15 protein-coding genes are annotated in these 20373 nt (G+C 68.7%); 11 read left to right on the top strand and 4 right to left on the bottom strand.

Going from position 1 to position 20373, the window contains the following annotated elements:
- Nucleotides 1-51 precede the first annotated feature (51 nt).
- From lpxC to J2S76_RS14240, 7 genes are all read left to right on the top strand, one after another.
- Nucleotides 52-990 carry a UDP-3-O-acyl-N-acetylglucosamine deacetylase gene (gene lpxC, locus J2S76_RS14210; RefSeq protein ID WP_307061236.1) on the top strand — a complete coding sequence of 313 codons (939 nt, stop codon included), beginning with the start codon at nt 52-54 and terminating at the stop codon, nt 988-990.
- 318 nt (nt 991-1308) lie between these two features.
- Nucleotides 1309-2217, top strand: a complete 909-nt coding sequence (locus J2S76_RS14215; RefSeq protein WP_370874752.1) for an outer membrane protein assembly factor BamD — start codon at nt 1309-1311, stop codon at nt 2215-2217.
- A 193-nt stretch (nt 2218-2410) separates the two neighbouring features.
- Entirely contained in the window at nt 2411-4084 is a 1674-nt protein-coding gene (gene recN, locus J2S76_RS14220; RefSeq protein ID WP_307061238.1) for a DNA repair protein RecN, read from the top strand.
- 105 nt (nt 4085-4189) lie between these two features.
- Nucleotides 4190-5344 carry a glycosyltransferase gene (locus tag J2S76_RS14225; protein ID WP_307061240.1) on the top strand — a complete coding sequence of 385 codons (1155 nt, stop codon included), beginning with the start codon at nt 4190-4192 and terminating at the stop codon, nt 5342-5344.
- Entirely contained in the window at nt 5341-6879 is a 1539-nt protein-coding gene (locus J2S76_RS14230) for an ArnT family glycosyltransferase (RefSeq protein ID WP_307061241.1), read from the top strand. The genes J2S76_RS14225 and J2S76_RS14230 overlap by 4 nt, the downstream gene beginning before the upstream one ends.
- 66 nt (nt 6880-6945) lie before the next feature.
- The gene (gene ligA, locus J2S76_RS14235) at nt 6946-9168 is read left to right on the top strand and encodes an NAD-dependent DNA ligase LigA (RefSeq protein WP_370874753.1); all 2223 of its coding nucleotides are present in this window, start codon (nt 6946-6948) and stop codon (nt 9166-9168) included.
- A gap of 29 nt (nt 9169-9197) precedes the next feature.
- Complete coding sequence (locus J2S76_RS14240; RefSeq protein WP_307061246.1) at nt 9198-9755, top strand: cysteine hydrolase family protein; 558 nt, start codon at nt 9198-9200, stop codon at nt 9753-9755.
- Nucleotides 9756-9837: 82 nt separating this feature from the next.
- Here the strand turns inward: J2S76_RS14240 and J2S76_RS14245 are convergent, their stop codons facing one another.
- The 3 genes from J2S76_RS14245 to J2S76_RS14255 all read right to left on the bottom strand — a co-directional run bounded on the left by J2S76_RS14245 (nt 9838) and on the right by J2S76_RS14255 (nt 13442).
- Nucleotides 9838-9990 (bottom strand): DUF3309 domain-containing protein, encoded by a 153-nt coding sequence (locus J2S76_RS14245; protein WP_018387773.1) that lies wholly within the window; start codon nt 9988-9990, stop codon nt 9838-9840.
- Nucleotides 9991-10118: 128 nt separating this feature from the next.
- Nucleotides 10119-11951: an aminopeptidase P family protein gene (locus tag J2S76_RS14250; RefSeq protein WP_307061248.1), complete on the bottom strand. Its 1833-nt coding sequence runs from the start codon at nt 11949-11951 to the stop codon at nt 10119-10121.
- A gap of 156 nt (nt 11952-12107) precedes the next feature.
- On the bottom strand, nt 12108-13442 hold the full coding sequence (locus tag J2S76_RS14255; protein WP_307061249.1) for an aspartate aminotransferase family protein: 1335 nt from the start codon (nt 13440-13442) through the stop codon (nt 12108-12110).
- Nucleotides 13443-13543: 101 nt separating this feature from the next.
- Here J2S76_RS14255 and J2S76_RS14260 point away from each other — a divergent pair, with 101 nt between their 5' ends.
- The 3 genes from J2S76_RS14260 to J2S76_RS14270 all read left to right on the top strand — a co-directional run bounded on the left by J2S76_RS14260 (nt 13544) and on the right by J2S76_RS14270 (nt 18048).
- Complete coding sequence (locus J2S76_RS14260; protein WP_307061251.1) at nt 13544-14416, top strand: LysR family transcriptional regulator; 873 nt, start codon at nt 13544-13546, stop codon at nt 14414-14416.
- A gap of 75 nt (nt 14417-14491) precedes the next feature.
- Complete coding sequence (locus J2S76_RS14265; RefSeq protein WP_307061252.1) at nt 14492-16987, top strand: ATP-dependent helicase; 2496 nt, start codon at nt 14492-14494, stop codon at nt 16985-16987.
- 128 nt (nt 16988-17115) lie between these two features.
- On the top strand, nt 17116-18048 hold the full coding sequence (locus J2S76_RS14270; RefSeq protein WP_307061254.1) for a 50S ribosomal protein L11 methyltransferase: 933 nt from the start codon (nt 17116-17118) through the stop codon (nt 18046-18048).
- A 30-nt stretch (nt 18049-18078) separates the two neighbouring features.
- Here J2S76_RS14270 and J2S76_RS14275 read toward each other — a convergent pair whose 3' ends face one another.
- Nucleotides 18079-18591 carry a thioesterase family protein gene (locus tag J2S76_RS14275; protein ID WP_018387767.1) on the bottom strand — a complete coding sequence of 171 codons (513 nt, stop codon included), beginning with the start codon at nt 18589-18591 and terminating at the stop codon, nt 18079-18081.
- A gap of 253 nt (nt 18592-18844) precedes the next feature.
- Here J2S76_RS14275 and J2S76_RS14280 point away from each other — a divergent pair, with 253 nt between their 5' ends.
- Nucleotides 18845-20260 carry an FAD-binding oxidoreductase gene (locus J2S76_RS14280; RefSeq protein ID WP_307061257.1) on the top strand — a complete coding sequence of 472 codons (1416 nt, stop codon included), beginning with the start codon at nt 18845-18847 and terminating at the stop codon, nt 20258-20260.
- Nucleotides 20261-20373: the final 113 nt, after the last annotated feature.

Consider the following 20373-nt stretch of genomic DNA (forward strand, 5'->3'; position numbering starts at 1 on the left):
TTTGGGGATTGGGGAGAGCGGGGCGCCTTGAGCGGCCGCTTTTTGGGTCGAATGAACGCTGTACGGCAGACCACCCTTGGCGACGACGTGACGCTTTCCGGCGTCGGCGTCCATTCCGGCAAGATGGCGCAGATGCACCTCTCGCCCGCCGAAGCCGACAGCGGCATCGTCTTTTTCCGCAAGGACACCAACCAGTCCGTGCGCGCCTGCCGGGGTGCGGTGCGCGGTAGCGACCTTGCCACCGTGCTGCGTGATTCGAGCGGCCCGGCCGTTTCCACGGTCGAGCATCTGCTGGCCTGCTTCGCCGGCCTTGGCGTCGACAATGCCCGGGTCGAGATCGACGGGCCGGAAGTGCCGATCCTCGACGGCAGCGCCGGCGATTTTGTGGCGGCCGTGGACGAGGCCGGTATTGTCGAGACCGGCCATGCCCGCCGCTATCTGCGCGTGCTCAAGCCGATTCGCGTCGAGACCGAAACCGGCTTCGGCGAGCTCATGCCCTATGACATGGGCTTCCGGCTCGAAGTCGAGATCGATTTCGACCATGCCGCCATCGGCCGCCAGCGCTTCGCCGCCACCATGTCGCCCGAGGTGTTCCGCAAGGAGCTCGCCGCCGCGCGCACCTTCGGCTTTGTCAGCGATGTCGAGCGCCTTTGGCAGGCGGGCTATGCGCTCGGCGCCTCGCTCGACAACACGATCTGCCTGGGCGACGAGGGCGTGATCAACACCACCGGCCTGCGCTATGCCGACGAATTCGTGCGCCACAAAGCCCTGGACGCCATTGGCGACCTCGCTATTGGCGGCCTGCCGCTGCTGGCCCGTTACCGTTCCTACCGCGGCGGCCACAAGCTGAATTTCGCCGTCGTCGACGCGCTGCTGTCCGACCGCTCCGCTTATGAGATCGTCGAAGCTCGCATCCCGACCCGCCGCACCGTCAGCAGCAATGCCGGCCTGATCGCGGTCGCCGTCCCGGCCTACGCGCCGGAGCTGTGAGGCTTCCGCCGCTGCGCCTTGGCGCGGGGCGCCGGAGCGGCTTCCTCCCAACTGGGTTTGCCCCATTGGCGCTTGCCGGCTGCGCGAGACATTTGGCTCCTCCGTTTCCTCGCCGCCTTGGCACGATCCGCCTGGGCCCCTTCTTTCCGCCCGCCCCCCAGACCGCGTCCGGCGCGCAACAGGTGGCATGAAATGGTGGCCGGTGGCGCCTCTTTGCTCTTGGCATCCCGAGGCGCCATAATCCGGTCGGAAAGCCGCCTTAGCGCCTGACCACGTACTTGGCGTCGAAGCCGCGACCAGATCGGGATCCAACTTGTGATGCGTCTTCTCTGTCTCGGCCAGACTGTTCCCGCCCGCGGGACCCCTGCCATCCGCCGCGCCGGCACGGCGCGCTCGGGTGTTGTCGCCGTGCGCCTGCTGGGCCTTGTCCTGGCCGGCGCCTCGCTCGGCGGCTGCGCCAGCCTGTTCGACACCAGCAAGGAAGAGACGGTCTACCCCGACGTCCCGGCCGAACAGCGCTACAATGAGGGCCTGACCCTCATGCAGAAGGGTGAGTATGCGCAGGCGATCACCCGCTTCGAGGATGTCGACCGCCAGCACCCCTATTCCGATTGGGCGCGCAAGGCGCTGCTGATGATCGCCTATGCCAATTACACCCAGGGCTCCTATGACGAGTGCATCGCTGCCGGGCGGCGCTACCTGGCGCTGCACCCGGGCTCGGAAGATGCGGCCTATGCGCAGTACCTGATCGCGGCTTCCTATTTCGACCAGATTCCGGACATCTCCCGCGACCAGCAGCGCACCCAGCGCGCGATGGATTCGCTGGAGGAGGTGATTCGCAAATTCCCCAACACCGAATATGCCGTCAGCGCCAAGAAGAAGCTCGAAGTCGCCCGCGACCAGCTCGCCGGCAAGGAGATGATGATCGGGCGCTACTATCTCGAACAGCGCAATTATGCCGGCGCCATCAACCGCTTCAAGGTGGTGGTGACACGCTATCAGACCACGCGCCATGTCGAGGAAGCGCTGTACCGCCTTACCGAAGCCTATATGGCGCTGGGCGTGATGAGCGAGGCGCAGACCTCGGCGGCGGTGCTCGGCTATAATTTCCCCGACAGTTCCTGGTATCAGGACGCCTACAAACTGGTGCAGTCGCGCGGCGTCGATCCGAAGATGAACGAGCAATCCTGGATCGCCAAGGCCTTCAAGGGCTTCACCCTCGGCTAGGGACTGTCGAGGGCCCTTGTGACGGCTGATTCAGAGGTGATTTTTTCGGGCGCGGCGAGGAAGCAGGAAAACGTCTCTTTCGCCGCGCCGCGACCTGTGAGAACATAGCAAGAACACGAATGCGCGCCCTGCCGCGGCATGCTAGAAGGGCGCGCCCCCTTGTCCTGCGGGTAAACGTTCTGGAGCGTCACGCATGCTGATCGCCCTGTCGATCAGGGATATCGTGCTCATCGAGCGGCTCGACCTCTCCTTCCATTCCGGCCTCACCGTCCTCACCGGCGAGACCGGCGCGGGCAAGTCGATCCTGCTCGATGCTTTCACCCTCGCCCTTGGCGGGCGGGGCGACGGGTCGCTGGTGCGCCAGGGCACGACGCAGGGGCAGGTGACGGCCGAGTTCGACCTCGCCGCCGACCACCCGGTGCGCGGGATGCTGGCGGAAGCGGGCATCGATGATGATGGCGCGCTGGTGCTGCGGCGGGTGCAGCACGCCGATGGGCGCACGCGGGCCTTCGTCAACGACCAGTCGGTGAGCGCGCAAATGCTGCGCAATCTCGGCCGGCGGTTGGTGGAAATCCACGGCCAGCATGATGACCGGGCGCTGGTCGACCCCGCCTCGCACCGGGCCCTGCTCGACGCCTATGGCGGGCTGGTCGAGCTTGCCGAGGAAGTGGCCGCCCGGGCGCGCGGCTGGCGCGTGGCACGCACCGAGGCGGCGCAGGAAAAGGCGCGGCTCGACGAGGCGGCCAAGGAGGCGGACTTCATCCGCCACGCGGTGGAGGAACTCACGGCCCTGGGTCCCGAGCCGGGCGAGGAAGAGCGGCTCGCCACGCGCCGCACCGAGATGATGCGCTTCGAGAAGATCGCTACCGATCTCGCCGATGCGCAGGACGCCGTCGGCGGCAATAATTCGCCCATTCCCGGCCTTGCCGCCGCTGTGCGCCGGCTGGAGCGCCGGGCCGGCGAGGTGGAGGCGCTGGTGCGGCCGGCGGTCGAGGCGATCGACGCGGCGCTGAACGCACTGGACCTTGCCCGCACCCATCTCGACGCCGCGCTGCGCGAGGCCGATTTCGACCCGCACGAGCTGGAGCGCATCGAGGAGCGGCTGTTCGCCCTGCGTGCCGCCGGGCGAAAATACGCCTGCACGGTGGATGACCTTGCCAATGTCGCGGCGCGCTTTGCCGACCAGATCGACGCGCTCGACCATGGGGCGGAGACGCTGAGGGGGCTGGAGGCCCGCGCCGACGCGATGGAGGCGGCCTATCGCCTGGCCGCGCGCGACCTGTCGCAGAAGCGCCGGGCCGCCGCGGTGGCGCTGGACGCGGCAGTGAACGCCGAACTGCCGCCGCTGAAGCTGGAACGCGCGCGCTTCCTCACCGACTGCCAAATGGACGAGGCGGCGCAGGTGGATGGCTATGACCGTATTGAGTTCTGGGTGCAGACCAATCCCGGCACGCGTCCCGGCCCGATGATGAAGGTGGCGTCTGGCGGCGAGCTGGCGCGCTTCCTGCTGGCGCTGAAGGTGGTGCTGGCCGACAAGGGCTCAGCGCCGACGCTCGTCTTCGATGAAATCGACACCGGGGTTGGCGGGGCGGTGGCCGATGCCATCGGCGCCCGTCTGGCCCGGCTCTCGTCCCGTGTGCAGGTGGTGGCGGTAACGCACGCCCCGCAGGTCGCGGCGCGGGCGGGCAACCATTTTCGCATCGCCAAGGAGGCCATGGCCGATCTCGACCGGGTGGCGACGCGCGTGGCGCCGCTGGCGCCCGATCACCGGCGCGAGGAGATCGCCCGCATGCTCTCCGGCGCCGAAGTGACATCCGAGGCACGGGCGGCAGCCGACAGGCTGCTGAAAGGTGCCCTAGCCGATTGATGCCACGCCCGGTCGGTGCGCGCGGCCGCGCGCGCCCGTCGACTTCCGCGCCGTGCTGTCCTATTCGACCTTCGCACGCTCCGTTCCTCTCTCCGCCGGCTACTCATGACGTCCTCGCTTCCCCTCGCGCCCGCCCATGCCGCGCCGGTCTCCTTTGGCGCAAACCCTGGCCCGGCCGTTGCTCCCGACCTGACGGTGGTCATCCCGACCTTCAACGAACGCGGCAATCTCGAGCCGCTGGTGGCGCGGCTGGCGCAGGTGCTGGCCGGCATCGCCTGGGAGGCGATCTTCGTCGACGACAATTCCCCGGACGGCACGGCGGACGCGCTGCGCGGCATCGGCCGGCGCGACCCGCGCATTCGCTGCATCCGCCGCGTCGGGCGGCGCGGGCTGGCGGGGGCGTGCATCGAGGGCATGCTGGCGGCGCAGGCGCCGGTCGTGGCGGTGATGGACGCCGATCTCCAGCATGACGAGAGCCTGCTGCCGCGCATGCTGGAGGCGATGGGCGCGGGGGCCGATGTGGTGGTGGCCACGCGCTACGCCCCCGGCGGCGATGCGGAAGGCTTCAGCGCCTGGCGCGGCCGGGGCAGCCGGCTCGCCACCACGCTCGCCCAGCGCGTGCTGAAGGTCACGTCCTCCGACCCGATGAGCGGCTTCTTCATGCTGCGGCGGGAGACGGTCGAGGAACTGGCGCCGAAGCTGTCGACGCAGGGGTTCAAGATCCTGCTCGACATCCTCGCCTCCGCGCGGGGGCGGCTGAAGGTGACGGAGCTGACCTACAGCTTCGGCGTGCGGCAGAGCGGCGACAGCAAGCTCGACAACCGGGTGCTGATGGATTTTCTCGGGCTGATCGTCTCCAAGGCGACCGGCGGCCTCGTCTCGCTGCGCTTCCTTTCCTTCGCCACGGTGGGCGCGGCCGGGCTCGTCGTCCATCTCGCGGCGCTGCGCCTTGGCCTCGGCTTCGCGCTCAGCTTCCTGGTGGCGCAGACCATCGCCACGCTGACGGCGATGACCTTCAATTATGTGCTGAACAACCTTCTCACCTATCGCGACCGCCGGCTGTCCGGCTGGGCTTTCCTGCGCGGGCTGGTGGCGTTCTATGCGATTTGCGGGCTCGGCGCGGCGGCCAATGTCGGCGCCGCCGAATGGGCATTCTACCAGACCGCGCAATGGTGGCTTGCCGGCATCGCCGGTGCCTGCATCGGCGCGGTGTGGAACTACGCCATGAGCCGGACGCTGGTATGGAAAGACGCGGCATGAGCACGCTTTCCGCCGGTCAGGCACCGTCGCCGATATCGTCGTCGGCCGTGGACATCGCCACGCGGGGCGCTCTGGCGCTGATCGGCCTTATGCTGGTCTGGCGGCTGGTGCTCGCCGCCTTTGTGCCGCTGGTGCCTGATGAGGCTTATTATGCGCTGTGGGCGCAGGGGCTCTCGGCCGGCTATGTCGATCATCCACCGATGATCGCGTTCTTCATCCGCGCCGGGCAGATGCTGCTGGGCGACACCCCGCTCGGGGTGCGGCTGTTCAGCGTGCTGGCCGCGCTGCCGGCGAGCTGGTTCGTCTGGCGGGCGGCGGAGGAACTGCTGGAGGATCGCCGCGCCGGCGCGCTGGCGGCGGTGCTGTTCAACGCGACGATCTTTGGCTTTCTCGGCATGACGCTGGCGACGCCGGACGCGCCGCTGGCGCTGTTCTGCGCCGCCATGGTGTGGTGCGCCGCGCGGCTGGTGCGCGCGCCCCGTCCACTCTGGTGGCTGGCCATGGGGCTGGCGACCGGGCTGGCGGCGCAATCGAAATATTCCGGTGTGATGCTGGCCGGCGCGTTTTCGCTGGCGGTACTGGCGCTGGCGCCGTTGCGGCGGCAATTGCTCACCCCCTGGCCCTGGCTGGCGGCTCTGCTCGCACTGCTCGTCTTCCTGCCGAACATCGTCTGGAACGCGACCCATGACTGGGCGACGCTGACCAAGCAGGGCGGCCGGGTGACAGCGCAGGCGCCGTTCCGTCCCGGCTTCCTGCCGGAATTCGTCGGCTCGCAGATCGGGCTGGCGACACCGCTCATCTTCCTGTTCGCCGTACTCGGCCTGCTGCCCCGCCGCGCGGCGGCCGCTTTCCGCCCCGGCGGCGGGCGGGCGCTGGTGCTGATCCTGCTGTTCGTGCCGCTGGCTTATTTTGCTGTGCATGCGCTGCGTTCGCGGGTCGAGGGCAATTGGGTCGGCTTCCTCTACCCGCTGGTGGCCATTGCGGCGGCGGCGGGCATGCTGGCCCCCGCGGGCAGCGGCTGGGTCGGGCGAAACCTGCCGGGGCTGGCGCGGGCGACGCTGCCGCTGGCGTTCGGCCTGATCCTGGCCTTAGGGATTCACGCGCTGTTTGTGCCCACCACGCTGGCGGGAAACAAGGATGCCGTGCTGCGGATGACGCGCGGCTGGCCGGAATTCGCCGCCGAGATCGACGCAAGGCGGCGCGCCATCGGCGCCAGCGCTATCCTCACCAATGATTACCAGATGACCGCCATGCTGAAGCGGGAACTGCCCGGCGTCACCGTGCAGCAATTCGACGAGCGCCAGCGCTACGCCTTCATGGACGAGCCAGAGGCGCTTTCCTTGCCGGGGCCGCTGCTGCTCGTTCTGTCCACCTTCCGTTCCTTCAACGACATCACCGGCGCCTTTGGCGGGCGGGAGGATCTCGGCGAGGTGTCGCGGCGCTTCCGCGATGTGACGATGCCGCCGGTGCGGCTGTTCCGCCTCGACCCGGTGGAAACGCCCGCGCCTGCCGCAACGGCGCCGCCCGCGCCCTGATCGGGAGACTTGAGGCGGAAGACGATTTCTGGAAAAGGGAGAGGGCCCCCGGCGGTGCCCCCGCCCATGCCTGCGGTGAATGCCATGTCGCGATCCCTGACGCCCTCCTCCGCACCGCCGGGTGACGAACGGCCCTATGACGATGGGCCCGTGGATGTGGCGGCACTGACCGCCGATGAGGCGGCCCGCGCGCATGCGCGGCTGGGCGAGGAGATCGCCGGCCATGACCGGCGCTATTATCAGGACGACGCGCCGACCGTCTCCGATGCCGAGTACGACGCGCTACGCCGGCGCTATGAGGCGATCGAGGCGCAGTATCCCGAGCTGCGCGGCATGGACAGCCTCTCGGAAAAAGTGGGCGCGGCGCCCTCCGCCAAATTCGCCAAGGTGCGCCACGCCGTCCCGATGCTCTCGCTCGGCAATGCCTTTGCCGACGAGGAGGTGGAGGAATTCGTCGCCCGCGTGCGCCGCTTCCTCGGCCTTGCCACGGATGCAGACCTCACCCTCACCGCCGAGCCGAAGATTGACGGCCTGTCCTGCTCGCTGCGCTATGAGAATGGCGTGTTCATGCAGGCGGCGACGCGCGGCGACGGCTTCGAGGGCGAGGACGTGACCGCCAATGTCCGAACCATCGGCGAAATTCCGCAGCGGCTGAGGGGCGAGGACGTGCCCGCCGTGTTCGAGGTGCGCGGCGAGGTCTATATGGGCCACGACGCCTTTGCGGCCATCAATGAACGCCAGCAGGAGGCGGGCAAGCCGGTCTTCGCCAATCCGCGCAACGCGGCCGCCGGCAGCCTGCGCCAGCTCGATCCGAAGATCACGGCGAGCCGGCCGCTGCGCTTCTTCGCCTATGCGTGGGGCGAGGTAAGCGAAGGCGGCCTTCCCGCCGACACCCAGTTCGGCGTGATCGAGGCGTTCGCACGCTGGGGCCTGCCGACCAACCCGCTGACCGTGCGCTGCCATTCGGCAGCGGAGCTGCTGGCGCATTACCGCAGCATCGGCGAGCAGCGGGCGGCGCTGGGCTACGACATTGACGGCGTCGTCTACAAGGTCGACAGCCTCGCTTTGCAGGGGCGGCTCGGCTTTGTCTCGCGCTCGCCGCGCTGGGCGTTGGCGCATAAATTCCCGGCGCAGCGGGCGATCACCCGGCTCGAGCGGATCGAAATCCAGGTTGGGCGCACCGGCGCGCTCACCCCGGTCGCCAAGCTCACCCCGGTGACGGTGGGCGGCGTCGTAGTCTCCAACGCGTCGCTGCACAATGAGGACTATATCCGCGGCATTGGCGGCAATGGCGAGCCGATCCGGGGCGGTGTGGACATTCGCGAGGGCGACTGGGTGGTGATCCAGCGCGCCGGCGATGTGATCCCGCAGGTGGTCAGCGTGGAGCTGGAGCGCCGGCCGGCGGAGGCCAAAAGGTATGAATTCCCCACGCTTTGCCCCGCCTGCGGCTCGCATGCGGTGCGCGAGGAGGGGGAAGCGGTGCGCCGCTGCACCGGCGGGTTGGTGTGCCCGGCCCAGGCGGTGGAGCGCATCCGCCATTTCGTCTCCCGCGACGCCTTCGATATTGAGGGGCTCGGCGAGAAGCAGGTGCAGGCCTTCTTCGAGGCCGGGCTGGTGAAGCAGCCGGCCGACATCTTCACGCTGGAGTCTCGCGATTCCGCGCCCGGCGCGCTCACAAGGCTGAAGAACCGCGAGGGCTGGGGGGAAACCTCGGCCAGAAACCTGTTCGCGGCCATTGCTTCGCGGCGCCAGGTGCCGGTGAACCGGTTCCTCTACGCGCTCGGCATCCGTCATGTCGGCGAGACCAACGCCAAGCGGCTGCTGCGACATTTCCCAACCATCGACGCGCTGCGCGAGACGGCGCTGGCGGCCGTGCCGCCCGGCGAGGCCCACCCCAAGGGCAATGAGGCCTGGGCCGAACTCGTGGGCATCGAAGGTATCGGCGCGGTCGTGGCGGAGGCGGTGGTCGATTTCTTCGGCGAACCGAACAACCAGGCCGCCGTCGAGGCGCTGCTGCGCGAGGTGACGCCCGAGCCGATGGAGGTGATCGCCAGCGCCGGCGCGGTGAGCGGCAAGACGGTGGTGTTCACCGGCGCGCTGGAAAAGATGACCCGCGACGAGGCCAAGGCGATGGCCGAACGGCTGGGCGCCAAGGTGGCGGGCTCGGTATCCAAGAAGACCGATTATGTCGTGGCCGGGGCCGATGCGGGCTCCAAGCTCGCCAAAGCGCGCGATCTCGGTGTAGCTGTTCTGACCGAAGACGAGTGGCTGGCGCTGGTGGCTGGCTGACGGCGGCGAGACCGCGAGAGGGGAAGCACATGACGAAGACGGCCCTGCTGATCATCGACTTGCAGAACGACTATTTCCCTGGTGGCCGCTACACGCTGGACGGCACGGAGGCGGCAGCCGCGAAGGCGGGCGAACTGCTCGCGCTCGCCCGTGAAGAGGGCGCGAACGTGGTGCATGTGCGCCATGAAATGACGGGAGAGGACGCCCCGTTCTTCGCGCGCGGCACGCAGGGGGCGGAGATTCATCCCAGCCTCGCGCCGCTGGAGGGCGAGGCGGTCGTGGTCAAGGAAGCGGTGAATGCCTTCCTGAACACCGATCTCGATGCGCTGCTGCGCGGGCGCGGCATCACAAGCTTGGTGATCGTGGGGGCGATGAGCCACATGTGCGTGGATGCGGCGAGCCGCGCGGCGCTCGATCTTGGCTATGAGGTGACGCTCGCCCATGACGCGACCGCAACCTTGCCGCTCGCCTTCGGCGGCACGGATGTGCCCGCGCCGGCGGTTCAGGCGGCGATGATGGCGGCGCTGGAATTTGCCGGGGCAAAGGTGGTGCCGGCGGCGGAAGCGGCAGCGGCGCTGCGCGGCTGAACCGGCCCGGCGTGGGCCCGACAACGTAGAAAAGCCGCCGCGGGGGGAGACGCGGCGGCTTTTCAGATTCGGCGCGCGACGGTCAGAGGCGGCCGGTAAGCATCATCACGATCAGGATCACCAGCAGGATGGTGACAAGACCGCTGGGGCCATAGCCCCAATTGCGGCTGTAGCCCCAGCTCGGCAGGGCGCCGACAAGAATGAGGATCAGAATAACAATCAGAATAGTCGTCATCGCCGAGTCTCCAGCCGTCCCGTTACATTGGTCGCCGGGATAACGTCGTGGGTCGACGATGGTTCCATTGAACCATCATCAATATCCGCGCCTTGCGAGCGCCGGTACGGAACGGTGGATCGGCGACGTCAGCCGGCCAGCGGCGCCGTGGCGGCCTGCAGCCAGGAGCGCGTCGCCTCGTCCACCAGCGGCCCGATCTCGGCGAACACGCGCGCATGATAGGCGTCGAGCCAGGCGACCTCGTCCGGGGTGAGTAGCGCGGTGTCGATGCCGCGCCGGTCGAAGGGGGCGAGGGTGAGCGTCTCAAAGGCGAGCAGCGTCCGCTCCGCCCCGGGAATCGCCGGACCGTCGACGACGATCTCCAGGTTCTCCAGCCTTATGCCATAGGCGCCGGTTTTGTAGTAGCCGGGCTCGTTTGAGAGCACCATGCCGCGCGCCAGCGCCACCGTGCCGAGCTTGGAGATGCGCGCCGGCCCCTCATGCACCGAGAGATAGGCGCCGACGCCATGGCCGGTGCCGTGGTCGAAGTCGAGCCCCGCCGCCCACAGATGCTGGCGGGCGAAGCTGTCGAGCTGGGCGCCCGATGTGCCGAGCGGGAACACCGCGCGGGCGATGGCGATATGCCCCTTCAGCACGCGGGTGAAGCGGTCGCGCATCTCCGCGCTCGCTGTGCCAACAATGAGCGTGCGAGTAACGTCGGTGGTGCCGTCCTCATATTGCGCGCCGGAATCGATGAGGAACAGCTCATCGGGGCGGATCGCCCGGTTGGTCGCCTCGCTGACGCGGTAATGCACGATGGCGCCATTGGGCCCGGCGCCGGAGATGCTGGGGAAGGAGACATCCTTCAGCGCGCCGGTGTCGCGGCGGAAGGTCTCCAGCGCGCAGACGGCGTCGATCTCGGACAGCGCACCTTTCGGCGCCTCGGCATCGAACCAGGCGAGGAAGCGGGCAAGCGCGGCGCCGTCGCGCCGATGCGCGGCGCGCATGCCGGCAAGCTCGGCCGCGTTCTTCGCCGCCTGCATCAACGCCACCGGGCTCACCCCGTTTGAGGCCTTGCCGCCAGCGGACTCGATTCGCGCGGCCAGCAGCGACGGGGCCGTTGCCTGGTCGAGCCGCACCGTGGCGCCGCTGGCGGCCGCCTTCTCCACCGCGCGCTCGAGCAGCATCGGCTCGGCGATTTCGGTGAAGGTGGCCAGGGCGTCGCGCGCGGCGTTGGAGAGCTTGCGGCCGTCGACGAACAGGGTCGGTCGGCCGCTGCGCGGAATGAGCGCCCAGGCGAGCGGCAGCGGGGTGAAGTTCACGTCGCCGCCGCGAATATTGAAGGCCCAGGCGACCGAATGCGGATCGGAGATAACCAGCGCATCGAGCTTCTGCTCAGCAAGCGCCGCCTGCACGCGGGCAATCTTGTCAGGCGCGCTCTCGCCGGCCAGCGCCGGGTCGCGCAATGTGACGGGGGCGAGCGGCGGCGCCGGCCGGTCGTGCCACACCGCGTCCAGCGGGTTGCCGTCCACCGCGACCAGCACGCCCCCGGCAGCGGTGGCGGCGCGGCGCAGCTTCTGCTCGCTCTCCACCGTAGTCAGCCACGGGTCGTAACCGAAATGCGCGCCGGCCGGCAGGTGCTTTTCCAGCCAGCGGTCGGGCGCGGTCTCGGCCAGTGGAACGACCGTGAAGGAGGCAGTGTCGACCTGCGCGGCGGCCTGCAGCGTGTAGCGCCCGTCGACCACGATGGCGGCTTCGTCGCGCAGCACCAGCGCGACGCCGGCCGAGCCGGTGAAGCCGGTGAGCCAGGCGAGCCGCTCGTCGCAGGGCGGCACATATTCGTTCTGGTGCGCGTCGGCGCGGGGGATGAGAAAACCGTCCAGCCCGCGCCGCTGCAGTTCCTCGCGCAGCCGTTTCAGTCGGGCGGTGCCGAGCGCGGGGGCGGCGGAATCGGCGAACGTCTGGTACTTGGCTTCAAACATCGGGGGCCTTGGAGCGTGCTGCACGGGTGGGATTCCGTGCGATCAGACCATGCCCAGCCCGCCGATGCCAGCGCCGTTAAACAGCTCCACCGCCTTATGCCGGGCACGGGATCGGTGCGCCGGCTGCGCCTGCCAAGGCCGCTGCCGGCGCAGCCCTTAGCGTGTGGCGGCGGTGATGGAGTCGGAGATGATCTCCAGCCCGCGGTCGATCTCGGCCTCCGTCACGGTCAGCGCCGGGGCGATGCGGAACACGCCGCCCATGCCCGGCAGCTTGACGATGTTCATGCTGAGGCCGCGCGTCATGGCCTCCTCCATGATTTTCGCACCGAGATCGAAGCCGGGCTCCTTGGTGCCCCGGTCCAGCACGATCTCCAGCCCGAGCAGCAGGCCGCGCCCGCGCACATCGCCCACGCACTCATGGCGCTGTTGAAGCGAGAGCAGGCCGTCCTTCAGCCGCGCCCCGCGCGCGGTCGCCTGCTCCACCAGCCCGTCGCGCTCGACCACGTCCAGCACGGTCACGCCGACGGCGGCCGGCAGCGGGTCCGAGACATGGGTGGTGTAGAACAGAAAACCCTTCTCGAAGGCCTTTTCCTCGATATCAGGGGCGGTCATGACGGCGGCGAGCGGCAGGCCGGCGCCGAGCGTCTTTGACAGCGTCATGATGTCGGGGGTCACGCCGTCGCGCTGGAAGGCGAACATGTGGCCGGTGCGGGCGATGCCGGTCTGGGCCTCGTCGAGGATCAGCAGCATGCCGCGCTCCTCGCACTTGCGCTTCAGCGCCCTGAGGTAGCCCGGCGGCAGTTCGAGAATGCCGCCGCTCGACAGGATCGGCTCGGCGATGAAGGCGGCCAGCGCCCCGGTGGACTGGCGGTCGATCAGCGAAAACGCGTCGTCCAGCTCGGCCTGCCAGTCATTGGAGCCGTCCGGATGGGTGAAGCGCGGGCGGTAGGAGTTGGGCGCGGGAATGACGAAGGAGCCCGCCGCCACCGGCCCATAGCCCCGGCGGCCGGCGCTGTAGGTGGCGGCTGCCGCCGCGCCGGTCATGCCGTGCCAGCTCTGGGCGAAGGCGACGATCTCGTGCCCGCCGGTGACGAGCTTGGCCATGCGGATGGCGGCCTCATTCGATTCCGCCCCGGTGGTGAGCAACTGCACCCGCTCCAGCCCCGGCGCCAGCGCGGCGAGCCGTGAGGCGAGTTCCACCACCGGGCGCGAGAGCATGCCGGAGAACAGATGGGCGACGCGGCCCATCTGCCGCCCGACGGTGGCCACGATGTCGGGGTGGGTGTGGCCGAGCACGGCGCTCATCTGGCCGGAGGTGAAGTCGAGAATGCCGCGCCCGTCGGCGTCATAGACGAAGCTGCCCTCGGCCCGCTCGACGATGATGGATTCGAAGCTCGGCCCGTAGCGGGTGAGGTGGGTGTCGGCGGCCGCCCAGAACGCCGGGTCGGCGTTCAGCGACGCGGCATTCAGCGGCTCGGCGTTCAAAGACATCGGATTACCCTCGATTGGCCCTGGACAAAGAGCTATCGAGCCTTGCCATCTCAGGCCAACTGATATTGTTTCATTCTGATATCGATAAAATTGATACCCTGATGACGCTCATCCCAGACCTCGACCTCGCCTTGCTGCGCAGCTTCACCGTCGTGGCGCGCACGGGGTCGATCAGCGGCGCCTGCCTGCAGATCGGCCGCACGCAATCGGCGCTGAGCATGCAGATGCACCGGCTGGAAAGTGCCCTCGGCCAGCCGCTTTTGCACCGCAGCGGCTCGGGCGTCCGCCTCACCACGGCGGGCGAGAAACTGCTGGTGCATGCCGACGCCCTGCTCGCCCGCCATGACGAGATCCTCGCCGATATGGTGGGGACAGGGCTGCGCGGCTCGGTGAGCTTCGGCTGCCCGGAGGATTATTCGGCCGCCTTCCTGCCCGAGCTTCTGCGCGGCTTCTGCGCCCTTCACCCCGATGTCGAATTGCGCATGGTGTGCGCGCCGACGGTGGAACTGCGCCCACTGCTGCATCGGCGGCAGATCGAGATGGCGCTGGTCTCCGTTCCCGATCCTGGCGGCAGTGAGGTGATCCGGCAGGAGGATTTCGTCTGGGTGGCCAATGATCCCGTACCCTCGGTGCTGGGGCAGGCCAGCCTGCCTCTGGCGCTCTCCGCCCCGCTCACGCTGGATTATCGTGCCGCCTGCGCGGCGATGGAGGCTGTCGGGCGGCGCTATCGGGTGGCCTTCGCCAGCAACAGCCTGGCCGGCCTCATCGCCATTGCCCGCTCCGGCCATGCCGTCGCCGTCCTGACCCGGATGGCGGTGCCGCCGGACCTGCACATCGTTTCGCAGGGCATGCCGGCGCTTCCCAGCATTGGTATTGCGCTCGACTATGCCGATCCGCGTCCCTCGCTGGCGGCGCGGGCGCTGGGCGCCCATATCGGTGCCGCGCTGCCGGCGCTGCGGTATCGCGCGAGCTGAAATCTCCGCCATTGCGCGCCGCCCTCGCCAAACGGGCATGCCGGTGCCATTTTGTTCCGCCAAGAATCATCCATCATGACTGAGAGCAGGCCTTTGGCCGATCCCCGAAATACCCCGGATGGCGACCCGTCCGACTTCCCCTTCGACCTACCGGCTGCCACCCCGCGCCCCGGCGGCATCGCCGCGCGTGCGGCGGCGCTGGCCAATCCCGGCCATGGCGCGCAGGGGCGCGGCGTCTATCTCGACGGGCTGAACCCCGAGCAGCGCCAGGCGGTGGAAGCCACCGAGGGCCCGGTCCTCGTGCTCGCCGGCGCCGGCACCGGCAAGACGCGGGTGCTGACCACACGTATCGCGCACATCCTCTCGCTCGGCCTCGCCTGGCCCTCGCAGATCCTCGCTGTCACCTTCACCAACAAGGCGGCGCGGGAGATGAAGGACCGCATCGGCGCCATGGTCGGCGAGCAGGTGGAGGGCATGCCCTGGCTCGGCACCTTCCACTCCATCGGCGTGCGGATGCTGCGCCGGCATGCCGAGCTGGTGGGGCTGCGCTCCGGCTTCACCATCCTCGACACCGACGACCAGATCCGACTTTTGAAGCAGCTGCTCCAGGCAGAGAATATCGACGAGAAGCGCTGGCCGGCGCGGCTGCTCGCCAACACCATCGACGGCTGGAAGAATCGCGGCCTCGGCCCGGCGCAGGTGCCGGCCGGCGAGGGGTCGGCCTTCGCCAATGGGCGCGGCGGGGCGTTCTATGCCGCCTATCAGGCGCGGCTGAAGGCGCTGAACGCGGTCGATTTCGGCGATTTGCTGCTGGAGAGCATCCGGCTGCTGCGCGAGAATCCGGACGTGCTGGCGGAATATCACCGCCGCTTCCGCTACATTCTCGTCGACGAGTACCAGGACACCAACGTCGCGCAGTATCTCTGGCTGCGCCTGCTGGCGGCTGGTTCGCGGAATGTGTGCTGCGTCGGCGACGACGACCAGTCGATCTATGGCTGGCGCGGGGCGGAGGTGGACAACATCCTGCGCTTCGACAGCGATTTTCCCGGCGCCACCGTGGTGCGGCTGGAGCGCAATTACCGCTCCACCGGCCACATCCTCGGCGCGGCGGCGCACCTCATCGCCCATAATGCCGGGCGGCTCGGCAAGACGCTGTTCTCCGAAGGCGAGAGCGGCGAGAAGGTGACGGTAACGGGCGCCTGGGACAGCCAGGAAGAGGCCCGCGCCATCGGCGAGGAGATCGAGCAGCTGCAGCGCGCCGGCCATGCGCTGTCGCAGGTCGCCATTCTCGTGCGCGCCTCGTTCCAGATGCGGGAATTCGAGGAGCGCTTCGTCACGCTGGGGCTGAACTACCGCGTCATCGGCGGCCCGCGCTTCTATGAGCGGGCGGAAATCCGCGACGCGCTGGCCTATCTCAGGGTCATAGCCTCGCCCACCGACGACCTCGCCTTCGAGCGCATCGTCAACGTGCCCAAGCGCGGCCTTGGCGACGCGGCGCTGCGGCAGATCCACGACCATGCCCGCGCCGCCCAGCTGCCGCTTGCCGAGGCGGCGCGCGAGCTGGTGGCGAGCGAGGAGCTGAAGCCCAAGGTTCGGCTCACCTTGCGCGACCTCGTCGCCTCCTTCGACCGCTGGCGGGCGCAGATGGCCACCATGCGCCATCACGAACTGGCCGAGATCGTGCTGGACGAGTCCGGCTATACCGAGATGTGGCAGAAGGACCGTTCCGCCGATGCGCAGGGCCGGCTCGACAACCTCAAGGAACTTGTGCGCTCGATGGAGCCGTTCGAGAACCTGATCGGCTTTCTCGAACATATTTCGCTGGTCATGGATGTCGATCGCGGCGCCGGCGGCGATGCCGTCAGCATCATGACGCTGCATTCGGCCAAGGGGCTGGAATTCGAGACCGTGTTCCTGCCGGGCTGGGAGGAGGGCGTGTTCCCCAATCAGCGCGCGCTGGACGAGCAGGGCCGCGCCGGGCTCGAGGAGGAGCGCCGCCTCGCTTATGTCGGCATCACCCGGGCGCGGCGGCGCGCCAAGGTGTTCTTCGCCTCCAACCGGCGTATCCACGGGCAGTGGCAGTCGGCCGTGCCGAGCCGCTTCCTCGACGAATTGTCGGAGAAGGACGTGGAGGTGACGGAATCGCGCGGCGGCCAAGGCTGGGGCGGCGGCCAGTCGGGTCGCTATGGCTACGGGCCGAGCCGCTTCGACGAGGCGCAGACCTTCGGCTCCTCCTATTCCACGCCCGGCTGGCAGCGGGCGCAGAACGCCGCGCGTGCTGGCGCGGGTGCGTCGGGCGGATCGGGATCAGGGTTTTCCGGCGGCAGCTTCACCGACAGCCGCCCTTCGCGCTTCGCGGCGAGCGAGAAGGCGCGGAGCGGGCTGACGATCGAGGGCGAGCTCATCGCCCGCTCCACCGGCCCAGCGACGCGCTTTGCTGTCGGCGACCGGGTGTTCCACCAGAAGTTCGGCTATGGCGAGGTGGCCTCGGTGGAAGGCAACAAGCTCACCGTGCAGTTCGACAAGGCCGGCGAGAAGAAGGTGGTCGACAGCTTCGTCGAGGCAGCGTGAGGGGAGCTCGTCGGCTTCCTGCCCACGTGCCTCACTGCGTTTCCCTCCGGCGCTGGCATTCGGGCGCGTCCTCGCTTACAGAGCGCGCACCGCCCTGAGAACCCGCCCGCCACCCCGTGAGGACCGCCATGCTCGAAGGATTGCCGCCCAATGGCGCGTCGCATGTGATGCGGGTGGATGCGCCCGAACATGAGGCGCGGGCGATCGCCGAATATCTCGGCGAGAGCTTCGACCCGGCCGAGGTGGCCGCTGCCGCCTTCGAGGTGGAAAACCGCGCCGAAGGGGCGGGCTGGGCGGTCGAGGTGTATTTCGGCGACCCGCCTGATGAGGAGATGGTGCGCGAGCTGGTGGCGCTTGTGTCGCCCGAGGCGGCTGAAGCGGCGGTTTTTTCCCTGCTCGACAAGAAGGATTGGGTGGCGGCCTCGCTGGAAGGGCTCGCCCCGGTCGCTATCGGCCGCTTCGTCGTCCATGGCTCGCATGATCGTGGGCGGCTGGCGCCGAGCCGGATCGGCATCGAGATCGAGGCGGCACTGGCCTTCGGCACCGGCCATCATGGCACCACCAAGGGGTGTCTCGCCGCCATCGCCGCCTATGGCAAACAGCGCCGCCCGGCCCGCACGCTCGATGTCGGCACCGGCACCGGCGTTCTCGCCATGGCGGCCGCGCGGCTGTTCCACGCGCCGGTTCTGGCCAGCGATATCGACCCGGTGGCGGTGACGACGGCGCGGGCCAATGCGGTGGCCAACCGCGCCGCGCCTCATATCCAGTTTCTGCACGCCCCGGGGCTGGGCGCGGGAGCGTTCCGTCGCCACGGCCCTTACGACCTGATCCTCGCCAATATCCTGCTGCCGCCCCTCAAGGCGATCGCCCGCCCGCTCAGCCTGCTGCTGGCGCCGGGGGGCACGGTGGTGCTGTCGGGGCTGCTACCCTCGCACGCCAATGCGGCACTGGCCGCCTATCGCGCGCAGGGGCTGCGGCTCAAGCGTCGCCGCACCATCGAGGGCTGGACCACGCTGGAACTCGTGGCCGACCGCGGGCGCAACGAGACGCCCGCCGCCTAGCGGTGAGAGTGGTTCCGCAGCGCCGGCCGCTCAGCTCAGCCGGATCGGCATGTTGACCGGCCGTCCGAGTCCTTCCGGCACCGGCAGCGCGCCGTGGGCCGCCTTCATCAGCGCCAGCCGCTCCAGCACCTCGTCGGGGAAGGGCACCACGCGCCGGGTGCCGGCTTCCACATGCTGGGCGATCTGCTCATAGGTCGAGGCGATCCAGCCCTCGCGGGCGTGGTGCAACTCCTGGAACAGATGCATGCGCTTGTCGTCGTAATTGATGAGGCGCAGCGTGGCCCGCACCTCCTGACCGGCGCGAAGCTCGCGCTGGAAACGCTGATGAGCCTCCATCGTGACGAAGGAGGCGCTGCGGCTTTCCACCAGATGCGGGCCAAGCCCGACCAGGAACACCGCCTCGTCGACCGCGCGGTCGAACAGGAGGCTGTAGAAGGCCGCATGCAAATGCCCGTTGTGATCGGCCCAGCCCGCATCGACCGTCATCACGGACGACACGAAAGGCGCGAAAAATACGGGTTCGAAATCGATCCCGTCCAGCATGACACCATCCCGACCGCCGAGCGCGAGATACCGCGCTGCCTTATTGACAAGCATTGTGCCGACATTCCGTGCAGTCGTCACCTGTCGCGATGGCAAATGAGTGACCGAATTCTTGCTTCGGCGGGGTTTCAGGGTGCTTTTTGCGCGGCAACCGGGCCCGCCGTGAGTCGCGGCCTGCCTTGATAAGGTATATGCCGTTGGCGCTGCCGGCTCTGCTGCCGCGCGGCGGGGGAACAAGCCGAAGGAGAGCGGGATGGAAACCACGGTCGAGCAGCGTCCCGCGACGCAGGCGGGCCATGCCCCTGTGCAGGAGGTGATCGCCGCCCTTTCCGCCCATTTTGGTGAACGGCTCGCCATTGGTCGGGCGATCCGCGAGCAGCACGCCAACACCATCACCTGGCTGGCCAATGAAGCGCCCGACGCCGTGGTGTTCGTGGAGAGCACCGAAGAGGTTCAACTGGTCGTGCGCGCCTGCGCCCGGCATGGCGTGCCGGTGATCGCCTTCGGCACCGGCTCCTCGCTGGAGGGGCAGATCAATGCCCCGCAGGGCGGCCTTTCCATCGACCTCTCGCGCATGAACCGGGTGCTGTCCGTGCATCCCGAAGACCTCGATTGCGTGGTCGAGCCGGGGGTGACGCGCAAGCAGCTGAACGAGCATCTGCGCGATGCCGGCCTGTTCTTCCCCATCGATCCCGGCGCCGATGCCTCGCTGGGCGGCATGGCCTCCACCCGCGCCTCGGGCACCAATGCGGTGCGCTATGGCACGATGAAGGACAATGTCGTCGCGCTCACCGCCGTGCTGGCCAATGGCGAGGTGATCACCACCGCGAGGCGGGCGAAGAAATCCGCTGCCGGCTACGATCTCACCCGGCTGCTGGTGGGAGCGGAGGGAACGCTCGGCATCATCACCAGTCTGACGCTGCGGCTGGCGGGCATCCCCGAGGCGATCTCCGGCGGCGTCTGCGCCTTTCCCACCATCCGCGCCGCCTGCGACGCGGTGATCCTCACCATCCAGTCCGGCCTGCCGGTAGCGCGCATCGAACTGCTGGACGAGGTGCAGGTGCGGGCCTGCAACGCTTACTCAAAGCTCGACCTCGCCGAGCAGCCAACGCTGTTCGTCGAGTTCCACGGCACGGAGGCGAGCGTTCACGAGCAAAGCGAGAGGTTCAGCGAGATCGCGGCGGAGTATGGCGGGGGCGGCTTCAGATGGGCGACACGGCCCGAGGAGCGCACCAAGCTGTGGCAGGCGCGGCACGACGCCTACTGGGCCTGCCTGCCGCTGAAGCCCGGCGCCAAGGCGCTGGCCACCGATGTGTGCGTTCCGCTCTCCCGCCTCGCCGACTGCGTCGACGAGACCAAGCGCGACATCGAGGAGATGGGCATGCTGGCGCCGATCGTCGGCCATGTCGGCGATGGCAATTTCCACACCGTGACGCTGGTCGACATGAGCGACCCGCAGGATGTGGCGAAAGCGAAGGACTTTATCTCCCGCATGGTGAAGCGTTCGCTGGCCATGGGCGGCACGGCCACCGGCGAGCACGGCGTCGGACAGGGCAAGCGCGGCTATATGGAGGCCGAGCACGGTGCCGCCACGCTCGATGCGATGCGTGCGATCAAGCAGGCGCTTGACCCGCAGAACATCATGAATCCCGGCAAGATCCTGCCCTGAGAGGCGAGAGCGAGGGAGGCGGCCGCAGATCCGCCGGGGTTTTGGGTCGCCTCTGCATCAATTCGCGCCTTGCGCGCGGCGCGGAGAACGCGAAAATTATCAACAATCTAGCG

This window comes from Ancylobacter vacuolatus, from assembly GCF_030813595.1.
In the GTDB taxonomy this organism is placed as follows: Bacteria; Pseudomonadota; Alphaproteobacteria; order Rhizobiales; family Xanthobacteraceae; genus Ancylobacter; species Ancylobacter vacuolatus.

Coding starts and splice junctions, on each gene's coding strand:
- lpxC (WP_307061236.1), top strand. CDS start 52: ATGAACGCTGTACGGCAGACCACCCTTGGCGACGACGTGACGCTTTCC.
- J2S76_RS14215 (WP_370874752.1), top strand. CDS start 1,309: ATGCGTCTTCTCTGTCTCGGCCAGACTGTTCCCGCCCGCGGGACCCCT.
- recN (WP_307061238.1), top strand. CDS start 2,411: ATGCTGATCGCCCTGTCGATCAGGGATATCGTGCTCATCGAGCGGCTC.
- J2S76_RS14225 (WP_307061240.1), top strand. CDS start 4,190: ATGACGTCCTCGCTTCCCCTCGCGCCCGCCCATGCCGCGCCGGTCTCC.
- J2S76_RS14230 (WP_307061241.1), top strand. CDS start 5,341: ATGAGCACGCTTTCCGCCGGTCAGGCACCGTCGCCGATATCGTCGTCG.
- ligA (WP_370874753.1), top strand. CDS start 6,946: ATGCCTGCGGTGAATGCCATGTCGCGATCCCTGACGCCCTCCTCCGCA.
- J2S76_RS14240 (WP_307061246.1), top strand. CDS start 9,198: ATGACGAAGACGGCCCTGCTGATCATCGACTTGCAGAACGACTATTTC.
- J2S76_RS14245 (WP_018387773.1), bottom strand. CDS start 9,990: ATGACGACTATTCTGATTGTTATTCTGATCCTCATTCTTGTCGGCGCC.
- J2S76_RS14250 (WP_307061248.1), bottom strand. CDS start 11,951: ATGTTTGAAGCCAAGTACCAGACGTTCGCCGATTCCGCCGCCCCCGCG.
- J2S76_RS14255 (WP_307061249.1), bottom strand. CDS start 13,442: ATGTCTTTGAACGCCGAGCCGCTGAATGCCGCGTCGCTGAACGCCGAC.
- J2S76_RS14260 (WP_307061251.1), top strand. CDS start 13,544: ATGACGCTCATCCCAGACCTCGACCTCGCCTTGCTGCGCAGCTTCACC.
- J2S76_RS14265 (WP_307061252.1), top strand. CDS start 14,492: ATGACTGAGAGCAGGCCTTTGGCCGATCCCCGAAATACCCCGGATGGC.
- J2S76_RS14270 (WP_307061254.1), top strand. CDS start 17,116: ATGCTCGAAGGATTGCCGCCCAATGGCGCGTCGCATGTGATGCGGGTG.
- J2S76_RS14275 (WP_018387767.1), bottom strand. CDS start 18,591: ATGCTGGACGGGATCGATTTCGAACCCGTATTTTTCGCGCCTTTCGTG.
- J2S76_RS14280 (WP_307061257.1), top strand. CDS start 18,845: ATGGAAACCACGGTCGAGCAGCGTCCCGCGACGCAGGCGGGCCATGCC.